The organism is Cognatundibacterium jejuense, assembly GCF_014284255.1.
Taxonomy (GTDB): Bacteria; Pseudomonadota; Gammaproteobacteria; order Burkholderiales; family Burkholderiaceae_D; genus Undibacterium; species Undibacterium jejuense.
Genome location: NZ_JACOFV010000004.1, coordinates 184619 through 199878, shown reverse-complemented (window position 1 = coordinate 199878; position 15260 = coordinate 184619). Strand labels below are relative to the sequence as shown.

The 15260-nt window shown below is 46.0% G+C and carries 14 protein-coding genes; all 14 read right to left on the bottom strand.

Annotation, left to right across the window (positions count from 1 at the left end; translation table 11 throughout):
• Positions 1–12 precede the first annotated feature (12 nt).
• The 14 genes from H8K32_RS06350 to rlmN all read right to left on the bottom strand — a co-directional run bounded on the left by H8K32_RS06350 (position 13) and on the right by rlmN (position 15219).
• Positions 13–1326, bottom strand: a complete 1314-nt coding sequence (locus H8K32_RS06350; protein WP_186911637.1) for an adenylosuccinate synthase — start codon at positions 1324–1326, stop codon at positions 13–15.
• A 3-nt stretch (positions 1327–1329) separates the two neighbouring features.
• Positions 1330–2481, bottom strand: coding sequence for an ATP phosphoribosyltransferase regulatory subunit (locus H8K32_RS06345; protein WP_186911636.1), 1152 nt, complete (start codon positions 2479–2481; stop codon positions 1330–1332).
• Positions 2482–2592: 111 nt separating this feature from the next.
• Positions 2593–3495 (bottom strand): protease modulator HflC, encoded by a 903-nt coding sequence (hflC, locus tag H8K32_RS06340; RefSeq protein WP_186911635.1) that lies wholly within the window; start codon positions 3493–3495, stop codon positions 2593–2595.
• 1 nt (position 3496) lies between these two features.
• Positions 3497–4786, bottom strand: a complete 1290-nt coding sequence (gene hflK, locus H8K32_RS06335; RefSeq protein ID WP_186911634.1) for an FtsH protease activity modulator HflK — start codon at positions 4784–4786, stop codon at positions 3497–3499.
• A gap of 31 nt (positions 4787–4817) precedes the next feature.
• Positions 4818–5948: a GTPase HflX gene (gene hflX / locus H8K32_RS06330; RefSeq protein ID WP_186911698.1), complete on the bottom strand. Its 1131-nt coding sequence runs from the start codon at positions 5946–5948 to the stop codon at positions 4818–4820.
• Between the two features lie 39 nt (positions 5949–5987).
• The gene (hfq, locus tag H8K32_RS06325; RefSeq protein WP_186911633.1) at positions 5988–6224 is read right to left on the bottom strand and encodes an RNA chaperone Hfq; all 237 of its coding nucleotides are present in this window, start codon (positions 6222–6224) and stop codon (positions 5988–5990) included.
• A 175-nt stretch (positions 6225–6399) separates the two neighbouring features.
• Complete coding sequence (gene der, locus H8K32_RS06320) at positions 6400–7740, bottom strand: ribosome biogenesis GTPase Der (RefSeq protein ID WP_186911632.1); 1341 nt, start codon at positions 7738–7740, stop codon at positions 6400–6402.
• Positions 7741–7745: 5 nt separating this feature from the next.
• Positions 7746–8894 carry an outer membrane protein assembly factor BamB gene (gene bamB / locus H8K32_RS06315; protein ID WP_186911631.1) on the bottom strand — a complete coding sequence of 383 codons (1149 nt, stop codon included), beginning with the start codon at positions 8892–8894 and terminating at the stop codon, positions 7746–7748.
• A gap of 12 nt (positions 8895–8906) precedes the next feature.
• Entirely contained in the window at positions 8907–9566 is a 660-nt protein-coding gene (locus H8K32_RS06310) for a YfgM family protein (protein ID WP_186911630.1), read from the bottom strand.
• A 14-nt stretch (positions 9567–9580) separates the two neighbouring features.
• Positions 9581–10942, bottom strand: coding sequence for a histidine--tRNA ligase (gene hisS, locus H8K32_RS06305; protein WP_186911629.1), 1362 nt, complete (start codon positions 10940–10942; stop codon positions 9581–9583).
• A gap of 12 nt (positions 10943–10954) precedes the next feature.
• Positions 10955–12232: a flavodoxin-dependent (E)-4-hydroxy-3-methylbut-2-enyl-diphosphate synthase gene (gene ispG, locus H8K32_RS06300; RefSeq protein ID WP_186911628.1), complete on the bottom strand. Its 1278-nt coding sequence runs from the start codon at positions 12230–12232 to the stop codon at positions 10955–10957.
• 2 nt (positions 12233–12234) lie between these two features.
• Entirely contained in the window at positions 12235–13269 is a 1035-nt protein-coding gene (locus H8K32_RS06295; RefSeq protein WP_186911627.1) for a helix-turn-helix domain-containing protein, read from the bottom strand.
• A complete protein-coding gene (gene pilW / locus H8K32_RS06290) occupies positions 13262–14065 on the bottom strand; it encodes a type IV pilus biogenesis/stability protein PilW (protein ID WP_343067932.1) in 804 nt (267 codons plus the stop codon). The genes H8K32_RS06295 and pilW overlap by 8 nt, the downstream gene beginning before the upstream one ends.
• Positions 14062–15219, bottom strand: a complete 1158-nt coding sequence (rlmN, locus tag H8K32_RS06285; protein ID WP_186911626.1) for a dual-specificity RNA methyltransferase RlmN — start codon at positions 15217–15219, stop codon at positions 14062–14064. The genes pilW and rlmN overlap by 4 nt, the downstream gene beginning before the upstream one ends.
• Between the last annotated feature and the right edge of the window lie 41 nt (positions 15220–15260).

Sequence of the window (15260 nt, the reverse complement as noted above, 5' to 3'; positions counted from 1 at the left end):
ATTTTTCCTTCTTTAAACAAACGGGTGGCGCAATACAATAGTTTCCTCGCGGTCCGGGCCAGTTGACACCATATCAATTGGCACCCCAACGAGAGCCTGAATGCGCTCAATGTAATTGCGAGCATTCAGAGGCAACTCTTCCATGCTCTTAGCCCCAACAGTCGATTCCGACCATCCGGGCATTTCTTCGTAGATCGCTTCACACAAAGAAGCCTCTTCAGCACCTACCGGGAAAATATCAACCACCTTATCACCCAGCTTATAGCCTGTGCATAGCTTCAATGTTTCGATACCATCCAACACATCCAACTTAGTCAGACACATACCTGAAACACCATTAATTTGGACAGAACGCTTTAACAAAGCTGCATCAAACCAGCCACAGCGGCGGGCACGACCCGTCACAGTCCCAAACTCATGACCGACACTGGCTAAATGCTTGCCAACGCCTTGATCGGTCGGCAATTCAGATGGGAACGGACCAGAACCGACGCGCGTCGTGTAGGCCTTCGTAATACCTAAAATGTAATGCAACATGTTAGGACCAACACCTGCACCCGCAGCAGCGTTACCCGCAACGCAGTTGCTTGATGTCACGAACGGATAAGTACCATGATCAACGTCGAGCAAACTACCCTGCGCACCCTCAAACAACAAGCTGGCGCCTGCCTTATGAGCTGCATACAGGGCACTAGACACGTCCGCAACCATAGGACGGATACGTGGCACAAGAGCCAGAGCATCATCGAGCGTTTTTTGATAATCAACCGCTGGTGCTTTGAGATAATTGGTCAGCACAAAATTGTGGTAATCCAGATTTTCTTTTAATTTTTCAGCAAAGCGTTCGGCATTAAGCAAGTCAGCGACCCGAATAGCGCGACGCGCAACTTTATCTTCATAGGCTGGACCAATACCCTTCCCCGTCGTACCGATTTTTGCGGCGCCACGAGCCACTTCACGTGCCGCGTCCAATGCCGTGTGGTAAGGCAAGATAACTGGGCAAGCTTCGGAAATTTTCAAACGAGAGACAACTTCAACGCCGTTCGCTTGCAACTTATCAATTTCGCGGAGTAAATCAGGAACTGACAACACAACACCATTGCCGATATAGCAAGCAGTACCTTCACGCATAATACCCGATGGTATCAATTGCAAAGCCGTTTTCTGACCACCAATAACCAGAGTATGACCAGCATTGTGACCACCTTGAAAACGCACAACACCTTGTGCGTGATCAGTCAACCAGTCGACGATTTTACCTTTACCTTCGTCACCCCACTGGGTTCCGATCACAACGACATTTTTTGGAGTTTTATTGTTTGACATCACTCAACCTACATTTTGAAGAATCCATTGATCACCATCGAATACGACCACTCTGTTGCAGTCGAATTCGTCTTGTTCGTTCTCGTGCCCGGGGAAATTTTGAATTACCACTTCCCCCTCATTACGTAATTCTGCTATTTTTTGGCGCAAACCAACGTCTCGACTCCACGGGGCACGAATCGCATCCTTGCGCTCAGCTACTGGCATCAATCGTGCCAGCTCACGCAAATCCAATGAAAATCCGGTCGCCGGACGTGCCCTACCAAAAGCCTCACCCACATGATCATAACGCCCGCCACGTGCCACCGCGTTTGGCAAGCCATGCACAAAAGCACTAAACATCACGCCACTATGGTAGTGGTAGCCTCTCAAATCAGCCAAATCAATGGTCACCTGTGCAGGCCCCACCAAGCTAGCCAGATATTCCAACTCATCAAGCGCATTAATAATGCCATTCACCGCAGGCAGTTTTTCTCTTGCGATCTTCAAAATAGAAACATCACCATACAAAGTTGGCAACAGCATCAGAGCCGCCCGTACCTCCGGCAACAATTCACGACTAACGATGTCTATACTAGGCAAATCCTTCGCCTCAAGCAAAGAAAATAAAACATTTTCCTGCTTCTTTGCCTCGGAATCAAGGTCGAGAATCGCGCGCAAAACCCCCACGTGACACAAATCCAGACGTACTTCGCGAATTCCAGCCAATGCCAGACTCGCCAATACCAATTCCTGGATTTCAGCATCAGCTTCTAAACCCGCATGACCATAGATCTCAGCACCAATTTGTATTGGCTCACGGGTTGCATGCAAACCAGAAGGCTTAGTGTGCAACACATTGCCAGCGTAGCAAAGTCTAGTCACCGACGCGCGATTCAACAAATGCGCATCAATCCTAGCCACCTGGGTAGTCATATCTGCACGCAGGCCCATGGTACGTCCGGAAACCTGATCAACCAACTTAAAAGTGCGTAAATCCATGTCCTGACCAGCGCCAGTCAACAAGGATTCGATGTACTCAAGCAATGGCGGCATTACCAGCTCGTAGCCATACAATCTGAAGTGATCAAGAAAAACTCGGCGCAAGTCTTCGATCTTACGTGCCTCAGAAGGCAGGACGTCAGCAATATTTTCGGGGAGAAGCCAATTCGGCATGAAAAACAATCAAAAAAAATTAACAAATACGTATTTACGACAGGCATCCAGCAAATAGCGATCCGTACCACAATTGGTACAGATCGCTATTTGCTGGAGATGATTTCTGAATTACTTAGATTTTACTGCATTAGCCCCACCACTAGATACCCCAGGGGTTTTAAAATATTTAAAAAAGTCTGAACTTGGATCCACCACCACGAAGTCACTCTTACTTTTGAAGCTTGCACGATATGCTTCAAGGCTACGGTAAAATTTGTAAAATTCCGGATTTTGACCAAAAGCCTTGGCATAAATCTGCGAAGCCTCGGCATCACCTGCGCCGCGCATTTCTTCAGATTCACGATAAGCTTCCGCCAACAACACGGTGCGCTGACGATCTGCATCCGCTCTAATTTTTTCCGAATCAGCTGAACCGGTCGAACGAAGCTCATTTGCCACACGCAAACGTTCAGCTTTCATACGGTCATACACAGAATTATTGATTTGTTCAACATAATCAACACGCTTGAGGCGCACATCAACAATTTCCACGCCAATTTGGCGTGCTTCTTCAGTCACCTTGCTACGAATCGCTTCCATTACCTTGCCGCGCTCACCCGATATCACTTCACGTACGGTACGTTTGGTAATTTCATCATTGAGTGCCGCTTTAACAATTTGCGACAGCCGATTTCTCGCACCGCGTTCTTCACCAGCAAAACTGACGAAGTACAGCTTAGGATCAGAGATACGCCATTTCACGTAAGAATCAACCAGAATATTTTTCTTCTCAGCAGTGATGAAACGATCAGCCTCATCAGCGTCAATGGTTAAAATTCGCTTATCCAGAAACAATACATTTTGAAATGGCGGAGGCAACTTGAAATGCAAACCGGGTTCACTAATGACCGATTTCACCTCGCCGAATGCAAAAACGATGGCATAGTTTTTTTGATTAACAACAAATATAGTTGAATAAGCAACTAACAATAGACCAACAAATATCGCCAGAAAAGACATAATCTTATTCATATTAACGTACCTCCCTGTCGCGGGAATCACGATTTTCCCGAGATCTATTTTCGTCTTTATTACTACGCATTTCTATCGTTGGGATTTGCTCATTCAACACAGAAGATTGGACTGCAGACGGAACCTGGGTCGCCACATTCGACTTGGCAGATGCGGCTTCGTTTTGCGACATCACTTTATCCAAAGGTAAATACACCATGTTATTCCCGGACTTGGTATCCATCATCACCTTACTAGTGCTCGCGAAGATTTGTTGCATCGTTTCCAGATACATACGATCACGGGTAACAACCGGTGCTTTCTGATATTCATTCAACACTTGCTTAAAGCGAGAAGCATTACCCTCTGCATTTGAGACTACACGCGACTTATAGCCTTCAGCCTCTTGCAACAGTCGCGATGCTTCGCCACGCGCTTTAGGAATCACATCGTTCGCATACGCCTGACCTTCATTTTTCTGACGCTCTTTATCCTGGCCTGCTTTAACTGCATCATCAAATGCTGCTTGCACTTGCTCAGGAGGCTGCACACCTTGCATAGTCACGTTTGCAATTTGCACACCAGCCTTATAGCGATTCAAAATCTGCTCCATAAGAGCGCCTACGTCAGACGCTACTTTTTCGCGGCCTTCATATAAGACGAAATCCATCTTACTCTTACCGACGATTTCACGAATCGCAGTTTCCGCAACCTGACGTATCATTTCATCCTGATCACGATTACTGTACAACCAATCAACGGCATCTTTAAGTTTGTACTGAACGGCAAACTGAATATCAACAATATTCTCATCATCAGTGAGCATTAAAGACTCACGAGCCTGCTTGTTTTTGACATTTGAACGATAACCAACCTCCACCGTGCGCACCTGCGATACATCTACGATTTCGTGGTTTTGGATAGGGTAAGGCCAACGCCAGTTCATACCAGCACCCGTAACATGCGTATATTTACCAAATGTCGTAATTACCGCAGTCTGACCTTCTTGGACGATAAATACGCCACTGACCAACCAGACAAATAAGAAGACAAGCAGGATAGCCCCGACGCCCAACTTCGCACTTACAGGGTCAGAATTAAAGCTATTACCACCATTACCACCGCTGCCATCGCCTTTTTGACCCAGAAAGCGGTTTAAGCGCTGATTCAGATCCTTCCAGATTTGCTCTAGGTCGGGCGGGGTATCAGGAGATTTTTTGTCATCCTGATTGCTATTCTTGGAGCCACGGCCCCATTGAGGATCGTTCAATGACAAAGTCACACCAATTCTTTTTAGAAATGAACCAATCATTCTCTTGATTTCCAATGAATAGAAGGTTGAGCTACAGGATATTAAATCTTGCATCAGCTTCATCAGGAGCAATCTTTACTCCTGCTGTTTCCGACGCCTTTTGGATAGCAAAATCTGCAATGGACTGTCTCAACAGGTCCAAGCCAGCACCTGTTCTTGCACTCAGAAAGATTCTGTCAATTTTACCACACTCGTTTAGTACGACCGCCGGCTCGAGAGCCGCCAGATCGATTTTATTGCAAACCATTAATTGCGGAATATGATCTGCGCCAATTTCTTTCAGAACATGATTCACCTGCTCTACCTGATCTGCCCGGACAGGACTATTAGCATCAACAACATGCAATAACAAATCCGCATGTATAGTCTCTTCCAAAGTTGCGCGGAAAGCGGCTACCAATTGATGCGGCAACTCGCGAATAAAGCCAACGGTATCAGAAATCACCACGCTACCCGCGTCACCCAGATACAGGCGCCGTGAAGTAGTATCCAACGTAGCAAACAATTGATTGGCCGCATACGTGCCCGCCTTCGTCAATGAATTGAACAAGGTTGATTTACCCGCGTTGGTATAGCCAACCAGAGATACTGAAAAGGTTTTGCTACGATCACGTGAACGACGCTGCGTTTCACGCTGCTGCTGTAACTTTTCAAGGCGCGACTTCAACATTTTTACTCGCTCACCAAGTAAGCGACGATCTGTTTCCAACTGCGTCTCGCCCGGCCCGCGCAAACCTATACCGCCTTTTTGACGCTCCAGATGCGTCCAACCACGAATCAAGCGCGTAGCCAAATGTTGCAACTGAGCCAACTCAACTTGCACTTTACCTTCGTGGCTTTTTGCCCGTTGCGCAAAAATATCCAGAATCAAACTCGTGCGATCAACCACCCTGATCTTCAGGTGTCGCTCGAGGTTACGTTGCTGAGCAGGCGAAAGCGCATGATTGAATATAACCAGATCAAGTTTCTCATCAGCAACGATATCTGCAATTTCAGTTGCTTTACCACTGCCAATAAATAACGCTGCGTCCGGTCTGGAACGCTTACACGTAACCACACTTATAGGGTCAGCCCCAGCAGATTGTGACAGCAGAGAAAGCTCTTCCAAGCCAGCTGCAAAATCGTCCTTGCCAAAATCGACGCCTACCAAGGCTGCGCGCATGCTCAAGGACATATACAAAAAATAGAAGGAATCAAAAAATTACTCAGCCTCAGACTCAGTAGCAATACTAACAGCACGTGCCGGAACCACCGTAGAAATAGCGTGCTTATAAACCATTTGAGTCACGGTATTTCTTAACAAAACCACGTATTGATCAAAGGATTCAATATGACCTTGCAGCTTAATACCGTTAACTAAGTAGATAGACACGGGAATATGCTCTTTACGCAGTGCATTCAGAAACGGGTCTTGTAAAAGTTGCCCTTTATTGCTCATAACAGCTCCATTGTGTTGTTGTGATCAGGAGTTGGGGATTATTTGAAATATTTCAAGTAATCCCATAGTAATTACAAAACAACTGTAATTGAATTTTATTCGAAAACTTAATAATACGATTTTCTTTAACCGAAAAAAATCAACATTAATATGTTTCTCAAGAACTTATTTTTCTTTACTTAGACTTATCGAACGGATTTTTACCAGAACGCATTTCAATTCTCAGCGGGGTCCCCGTCAATGAGAACGTCTCTCTAAAATGTTTTTCCAAATAACGCTTGTACACATCACCGACCGCCTCCAATGCATTACCGTGAATCACAATAATAGGCGGATTCTGACCGCCTTGATGTGCATAACGCAATTTCGGACGTATTGATCCTTTGCGCTTCGGTTGTTGATGCTCAACAGCTTCAATCAAAGCACGGGTCAATTTAGGGGTCGATAAATTAGCCATCGCTGCTTCATAGGCAGCATCAATCGATTTCATCAATGGGCTAATACCAGTTGATTTTAAAGCAGAAATGAAATGGAACTTTGCAAACGTCAGGAAATTCAACTTACGTTCGATATCAAATTTAATCTCATCCCTACGATCACTTTGCAGTCCATCCCATTTATTGACACCAACCACTAATGCACGACCAGACTCCAGAATAAAGCCAGCAATATGGGCATCTTGCTCGGAAATATCCTGTTGCGCATCCAACAGCAGCAACACAACATTCGCCTCAGAGATGGATTGCAAAGTTTTAACGACAGAAAACTTCTCGATTGCCTCAAAGACCTTACCACGACGACGAATACCCGCCGTATCAATCAAAGAATAATGCTTACCATCCCGCTCAAACGGAATTTCTATTGAATCACGAGTAGTGCCCGGCATGTCAAACGCAATGACCCTATCCTCACCGAGCAGGGTATTAACCAAAGTCGATTTACCGACATTAGGACGCCCGACAATGGCTATTTTAATACCACGAACAACATCAACTGGCTCCTCCATTTCTGGCGGACGTTGAGCAAAAGCAATGTTAAGTGATTCTTCGACCAAATCAGCAACACCATCACCGTGAGCTGCAGAAATCACATAAGGATCCCCCATGCCCAATTCGTAGAAATCAGCGGTAACGGCAGAATATCTCATGCCCTCAGCTTTGTTGACAACTAGCATCACAGAGCGGCCTGATTTTCGCAAGAAATCGGTGATGGTCTTGTCATGTGGCGTCAAACCCTGACGACCATCAACAATAAAAATAACGACATCAGCTTCAGCAACGGCTTGCTTGGTTTGCTTAGCCATTTCATGCAAAATACCCTCTTTGGCAACTGGCTCAAAACCTCCAGTATCAATAACTAAAAAGGGCCTCTCCCCAACACGACCTTCACCATAATGGCGATCGCGAGTCAGACCAGGAAGGTCTGCCACTAATGCGTCGCGTGAACGGGTAAGCCGATTGAACAGCGTGGATTTGCCGACGTTAGGTCGGCCTATAAGTGCGATAACCGGCTTCATTTGTATTACTCGGCTGCAAAAGCAACCACTGATCCTGATTTTGTTTGAACAATCAGATTTGAACCAACCACAATCGGGGCAGCTAAAATCTGACTACCATCGGTAGCAACTCTACCAATGAAAGAACCATCTTCTCTTGAGAGAAAATGAACGTAACCTTCAAAGTCGCCCACAGCTACGCTGCGACCAAAGGAAATAGGGGCCGATAAACGACGACGAGCAAGCTTATCATTACGCCAGGCACTAGACCCGCCATCACGATTAAATGCATTTACAGTGCCAACGCTATCTGATGCGAACATGAAACGCTCATCTGCGCTCCCACCAACTTCGCTAGAAATATTTTTTACCCAGCGTGGCGAACCTGTGTTTAAGTCAAAACAACCAACTCGCCCTTGGTACGACGTCGCGCAAACATCCTTACCCACCACCACTGGCAGACCGGATACATCAGCAACACGCTCGAGCTCAGTATTACCTTTGGGCTCACCAACAACAGCTTCCCAACGCAAGCCACCATTTTTAAGCGCCAAAGAAGACATGCGCCCGCCAGGCAAAGCCACTATAACCTGATCACCGACCACCAACAAGCCGGGCACTGCTCGTAAAATAAGCGGCGGCAATGGACGCTCGACGGACCATTTTTTCGCACCAGTTTCTAAATCATAAGCACTAATCCGATTGTCATTACTACGTATAACAACCAACCCTGCACCAATCGCAGGAGTTGAAAGGATTTCAGACGATTCTTGCACTTTCCAACGTAATTTACCATCAGTATCGAAAGCGAACAAATTCCCTTTCCCACCAGCAACCACAACAGAACCCAATCCTGCACCAACGCCTGCAGTCAGACTAAATCCGGCATTAATACGCCAAACGGAACGACCAGAAGTAGCATCAATTTTTGCCAACGTACCGTCTGCAGCTGCCACATAAACACTAGAACCGTCCACCGCAGGACTAAAAACATAATTTGCTGATGAGCCAATCGAAACCAACCAAGCCTGCTTAACAGCAATCGTTGACTTGATCTCCACTAGTGGTGCTGGGAGTTTTTTTGGATCAGGCTTAGAAGCAAATGGGTTTAAAGATGAGCATCCCGCCAAAAGACAAAACGCAGCCACCGAAATTAATTTGGCGGAAAATTGCATGAACAACTCCTGTTATTTATTTACGACAACTGCATCAGCCGCAGAACCGCCTATCGCATCCAGTTTGATTTGCACCAATTGACGTGCCGAATTTTTATCTGTCATTTTTTCAAGGGCAGCCTGATATGCTTTACGTGCATCATCAATTTTTGCTTGTGCAACCAGAACATCCCCCTTACGATCAAAAACCTCGGCCTGCAAATCCACCGGGAATTCTCCGGAAAGTTGCGTCATAGCCAGTTCGTAATTTTTTTCATCCAAGGCTATTCCGGCTAAACGAATCCTTGCGATCGCTTTGTAATCATCATTCTTACTCTTATCAACTACCCATTGCAATTGCGACTTTGCAGATGTCAGATCATTTGCATCAAATGCACTTTTAGCAGCAACCATAGCAGCCATCGATGCATACGAAGTACTCGCAAATTTTTCTTTTAAATCATTTGCAGCACGTTGTACTTTCGCATCGTCTTTTGCTGCCACAGATTTTTGCATTTCCTCATACAACTGAGATGCCTGACCAGATTGATTGCTTTGATAATTACTCCACTGAGTCCATGCTGCGTAGGCGGACAATGCGATAATTAAAATCCAGGTAATCAAATTACCATATTGTTTCCAGATTGCTTTAAGGGTTGCAAGTTGTTCCTGCTCTTCTAGATCGTAAGCCATGTTCTTATGTTTTATTAATGGTGAATATGAATATGATTTGGGTCATCGCAACAATCCGCATCTGACTCTGCACCGACAATTTGGTCAACCAAATAATCAATTACAGTATCAAATGGCACACTGATTTGGTTATTTTCCTGATTATCAGAGCGCATGGTTTTGATAATAACGCTATTACTGGCAAGTTCATCCTCGCCGATAATGGCGGCATAAGCGGCGCCACTTGCATCTGCTTTTTTCATTTGCGCTTTGAAATTACCGACACCTGTCGCAGTTGCGCAATGTAACACAACATCAAGACCTGCATCACGCAATCTCTCGCTCAAGACAAACGCTTGCATTTGCGCATCACTACCTTGATGCACCAGATATACGTCGCAAATCGCTGAAGGCTGAGTATCGCCAGCTGCCTTCATCAATTCGATCAGACGCTCGATACCCATACCAAAACCACATGCCGGAGTAGGCTTACCACCAAAGGTTGCAAAGAGCGAGTCGTAACGCCCACCACCACAAACCGTACCCTGAGAGCCAAGTTCGTCGGTAATCCACTCAAATACTGTCAGATTGTAATAATCCATTCCACGCACCAGACGCGGATTAATTTTAAATGGAATGCTATTAGCTCTTAAGATCTTCTGCACACCCTCAAAGTGAGCAAGGGACTCTTCACCTAAATAATCAAGCAACTTTGGCGCAGCATTAACCATGTCTTGCATCGCTGGATTTTTCGTATCCAGAATTCGCAATGGATTTGAGTGCAAGCGACGTTGTGCTTCAGCATCAAGCATGTCCGTATGCAGCTCAAAATAAGCAATCAAGGCTACTCTATGAGCATTTCTTTCTGCCGCGTTACCGATGGAATTTAATTCCAGACGCACATTTTGCAGACCTAAATCATCCCACAACCTTTGACATAGCATAATCAATTCTGCATCAATATCAGGACCACTGAAGCCCAAAGCTTCAGCGCCCACCTGATGAAATTGGCGATAGCGACCGCGCTGTGGGCGCTCATGGCGGAACATAGGGCCGGTGTACCACAAACGTTTCGGACCATCGTAGACCAAATTATGTTCGATAGCGGCACGCACAATGCCTGCAGTACCTTCTGGTCGCAACGTTAATTTATCGCCATTCATTGAATCTTCGAACGAGTACATCTCTTTTTCGACGATATCAGTAACTTCACCCAAGCCGCGTGAAAACAATGGAGTAGCTTCAACGATAGGTGTGCGAATTTGTTGAAAACCATAACTCTTTAAAACTGACTGCACCGTATTCTCAAACAACTCCCACAAAGCAGAGTCGGATGGAAGAAGGTCATTCATCCCTTTAACACCAACGATTTTTTCTATTTTTTTATTTTCCGACATGGTCAGCCTAGTTTAATTACTCTCAACTTCTGCAGCACTTCCGTAACGCTTCTGCACATAATCCAACACGATAGCTTGAAATTCCTCAGCAATGCGATCGCCGCGCAAGGTCATCGCTTTTGTGCCATCAATGAACACTGGCGCAGCTGGTGATTCACCCGTACCTGGCAAACTAATACCGATATTTGCGTGCTTTGATTCACCCGGACCATTCACAATACACCCCATCACGGCGACATTCATATTTTCAACACCAGGATACTGCTTCTTCCAGACTGGCATCTGATCACGTAAAAACGTTTGGATATCGTCTGCCAATTCCTGAAATACTGTCGACGTCGTACGACCACAACCCGGGCAAGCGATTACCATTGGCGTAAATTTTCGCAAACCCATGGTTTGCAAAATTTCCTGACCAACAATCACCTCACGACAACGATCGCCACCTGGTTCAGGGGTTAAAGAAATACGTATTGTATCGCCTATCCCCTCTTGCAACAAAACACCCATCGCTGCTGTCGAGGCAACAATTCCCTTACTTCCCATGCCCGCCTCAGTCAGGCCGAGATGCAATGGATAATCGCAACGCGCAGAAAGTTCACGATAAACTGCAATCAAATCCTGCACGCCTGACACTTTGCACGACAAAATGATCTTGTCACTACCCAAACCCAACTCTTCTGCACGCTGTGCATTTTCAATGGCTGAGGTAATTAATGCCTGATACATCACTGACTGAGCAGTTCTTGGATCAGCCAATGATGCATTCTCATCCATAATCCGCGCCAGCAAGTCCTGATCCAGACTTCCCCAGTTAACACCGATGCGCACTGGCTTATCGTATCGACATGCCATTTCTATCATCTGCGCAAACTGCGTATCGCGTTTCGCCCCCTGCCCCACATTTCCGGGATTAATCCTATATTTAGACAATGCTTGGGCGCATTCGGGATAATCCCTAAGCAATATATGTCCGTTATAGTGAAAATCACCAATCAACGGAACATCCACGCCCATACGATCGAGCTGTTCACGGATTGCAGGCACCGCCGCTGCGGCCTCCTGATTATTAACTGTAATTCGCACCAACTCAGAGCCGGCCCGCGCCAGATCTTTAATCTGAATCGCAGTTCCAATGACATCAGCAGTATCCGTGTTTGTCATCGATTGCACAACGACTGGAGCATTGCCGCCGATTAATACTTCTTTCTTGCCATAGACAATTTTTGCAGTGCGACTAGAACGCCTTGCCAAAGGCCCGGAAGCGATTTCCGATAAAAATGGTTTCATGCTTACTTCACGCTTAAATTAACGACATTCGTATCTTTAGGAGGGACAATTTCAAGTGCAACGCCGCGTAGGACCGCATCAACACCATGCGCATTTCCCAATCTCAACTGAACCGGCTCTTTCACATCAAAAAACTCTTCAGTCCCAGCCCTTGCCAAATGAGATGTAATTACCTCACCAGACTCTTTTTTCACCTGCAGCCATGAATCCTGGCGAAACTTCAGATGCAACTTATTATTCGCAGATAACGCACTACCACTCGACGCGACAACAGGCACACTGGAAGCAGGAGCCACGACATTGGTCGCAGGCATCACACTTGACTGCACACTTTTCACTTCCGGCGCTGGCGTTGGTGGTGACGCCGTCTGTGTTACCACCGCTTCGGAAGCAGCAACACGCTCTACCACCGTGCCTGCCTGAGCAACGACATCCGGTGGAAACACGTCGATCTGAGACGCTGGCAGCGTCACATTATCAACTTGAGGAAGTGATGCAGAAACCTGCTCCACTACTGGTTTCGCAGCATCTGAATGTGCAAACAATGATTTAAACCATTCCGCCTGCTCGAAATGCTGCGCAAGAACAAACAAGAGTGCAGCAACAGCCAAAATGCCAGCACCTAACATGTACTTCTTGTTATGATTCTCGGCCCTGCCGAGAAAATGAGATTTAGACTCAAGAAAAGGCGTCGCTAGAGTTGGCCGCAAATCCGTATCTAATTCAACGGAACTTACCTCCCCCGGAAGACAAGCAATGATCGGCGCAGGATCAACCCGCAGCAATTTTGCATATGATCTGACGAAGCCCCTGACAATCACCATCTTGGGTAATTTATCAAATTCATTACTTTCGATCGCCAGAACTTGTCTATGCGATAGCTTAAGCTGCTCTGCCACTTGCTCAAGGCTCAATCCCAATTGCTGACGTGCAGCAGACAACTTCGCACCAGCAGTATCAAGAAGCTCAACTGGTTTCTCCTCAACTAAACCAGAAGCCATCGATTCAGATAAAGGATTTAAGCCAACCTCATTCATCAAACAAACCTCTCTGCAAGAGACTAAATTCAGGGGAGTCTGGATAACGCTTTCGCAATTGCGCAGACAGACTATTTAATGCAGCATCATCACGCAACTTATGCTCAATTTTTATGGCAAGCCACAAAACATCAGGTGTCAGCACATCCTGCTGTATGACGCGACCAATATAAAACCTGGCCTTTGCATATTCACCACGTAAAAATAAAGTTCTTGCCAGGTTAGTATTTAAACCTGAATTCGCCGGATCAACCCCAAACCCTTGCATAAAATATTTTTCGGCCGCCGCATTATCACCCATATTCAAGCTACACATACCTGCAGCGTTGTATGCTTTTGAAGAAGCATAAGTCTGACTTTGGAGCACTTTCTGGAGGTAAACCAGCCCCTCTTTTTCGCGCTTATTCTGGCACAAAAACCAACCATAATTGTTCGCAATATCCAGATTATCCGGAGCAAGTTTCAATGCATACAAAAAGTTATCTTCAGCTAATTTTTTTTCGCCAGTACCCATAAATATCAAGGCTCGAACACTGTAGGCATCGACTAAATCAGGGGAAATAGCTAACGCATGCTTGATCTCATCAAGAGCAACTTTATATTGCCCTTGCTGGTAATAACTGATTGCCAGTTGCATTCTGATAGAAGCACGTTTTTGTGCATCCTGCTTTTCAACAGAAAGATTTGAATCATCCGAAGGCCCCTCCAACTGTTTTGAGGCACAAGCAGACAAAACAAGAAAAAAAGAAAGAAGAGCAACTCTTCCCATCCAACGATACGATCCAAAAATTTTCACTGAGTGATCTCCACGATCTTACCAAAATTCTCACCAAACTTCTTCTGATACTCGGCCATCTTTTGCATGCGCTCTTGCACACGGGTTCTATCCTTCACCTCACCCGCCAATTGCCCACAGGCGGCATCAATATCATCCCCACGTGTTTTACGCGTTGTCGTAACAATGCCAGCATCCAACAAGACCTGCGCAAACGCTTTAATTCGCGGATTTGCAGAACGCTTCAAGCCAGATTCAGGAAATGGATTAAACGGAATCAAGTTGAACTTACAAGGAACATCTTTCACCAACTGTATCAACTCACGCGCATGCGCATCAGTGTCATTCACGCCATCGAGCATACAATACTCAAACGTCACAAAATCGCGTGGCGCAAACGCGAGATAACGCTTACATGCAGCCATTAATTCTGACAACGGGTGCTTCTTATTCAACGGAATTAAACCGTCGCGCAGAGTGTCGTTTGACGCATGCAAAGACACAGCTAACGCCACCGGGCATTCTTGCGACAACTTATCCATCATCGGCACCACTCCGCTTGTGGAGAGCGTCACACGACGACGAGATAAACCGTAGGCATTATCATCAAGCATTAAGCGCAACGCGGTAACAGTAGGCTCAAAATTCAACAGGGGCTCACCCATACCCATCATGACTACATTCGTAATCTGGCGCTCACCCTTAGGCCCCATAGGGATGCCTTTAGTACGACGCAACTCAAACTCAGCCATCCATAGCTGACCAATGATTTCCGCCACAGTCAGATTACGATTAAATCCTTGCTTGCCGGTGGAACAAAAGCGGCAGTTTACCGCACATCCGGCTTGCGTAGAGATACACAGAGTACCCCGATTTTCCTCAGGAATAAACACCGTTTCAACAGCATTTCCCTGCCCCACATCTACCAACCATTTACGAGTACCGTCGAGCGAAGTGTGGTCACTAATCACCGCGGGAGCAGTTATCACCGCTCTGGTAGCAAGTTTTTCGCGCAAGGATTTTGCGAGATCTGTCATCTCATCAAAACTGCTTGCACCAAACTGATGTATCCATCGTTGCAACTGCTTTGCACGAAACGGCTTCTCACCCAATTCGCCACAATACGCAACGAGCTGTTCCGGATCTAGATCCAATAAATTTATGAGTGCCGTCATGTGTTTCTTTCTTACACCCCGAATCGCAGCATTGCGAGACG

Excerpts from the sequence above, each read along its gene's own strand:
- H8K32_RS06350 (WP_186911637.1), bottom strand. The coding sequence starts at position 1,326 with ATGTCAAACAATAAAACTCCAAAAAATGTCGTTGTGATCGGAACCCAG.
- hisS (WP_186911629.1), bottom strand. The coding sequence starts at position 10,942 with ATGTCGGAAAATAAAAAAATAGAAAAAATCGTTGGTGTTAAAGGGATG.
- hflX (WP_186911698.1), bottom strand. The coding sequence starts at position 5,948 with ATGCGCGCAGCCTTGGTAGGCGTCGATTTTGGCAAGGACGATTTTGCA.
- H8K32_RS06345 (WP_186911636.1), bottom strand. The coding sequence starts at position 2,481 with ATGCCGAATTGGCTTCTCCCCGAAAATATTGCTGACGTCCTGCCTTCT.
- H8K32_RS06295 (WP_186911627.1), bottom strand. The coding sequence starts at position 13,269 with ATGAATGAGGTTGGCTTAAATCCTTTATCTGAATCGATGGCTTCTGGT.
- hflK (WP_186911634.1), bottom strand. The coding sequence starts at position 4,786 with ATGATTGGTTCATTTCTAAAAAGAATTGGTGTGACTTTGTCATTGAAC.
- bamB (WP_186911631.1), bottom strand. The coding sequence starts at position 8,894 with ATGCAATTTTCCGCCAAATTAATTTCGGTGGCTGCGTTTTGTCTTTTG.
- hfq (WP_186911633.1), bottom strand. The coding sequence starts at position 6,224 with ATGAGCAATAAAGGGCAACTTTTACAAGACCCGTTTCTGAATGCACTG.
- ispG (WP_186911628.1), bottom strand. The coding sequence starts at position 12,232 with ATGAAACCATTTTTATCGGAAATCGCTTCCGGGCCTTTGGCAAGGCGT.
- hflC (WP_186911635.1), bottom strand. The coding sequence starts at position 3,495 with ATGAATAAGATTATGTCTTTTCTGGCGATATTTGTTGGTCTATTGTTA.
- rlmN (WP_186911626.1), bottom strand. The coding sequence starts at position 15,219 with ATGACGGCACTCATAAATTTATTGGATCTAGATCCGGAACAGCTCGTT.
- H8K32_RS06310 (WP_186911630.1), bottom strand. The coding sequence starts at position 9,566 with ATGGCTTACGATCTAGAAGAGCAGGAACAACTTGCAACCCTTAAAGCA.
- der (WP_186911632.1), bottom strand. The coding sequence starts at position 7,740 with ATGAAGCCGGTTATCGCACTTATAGGCCGACCTAACGTCGGCAAATCC.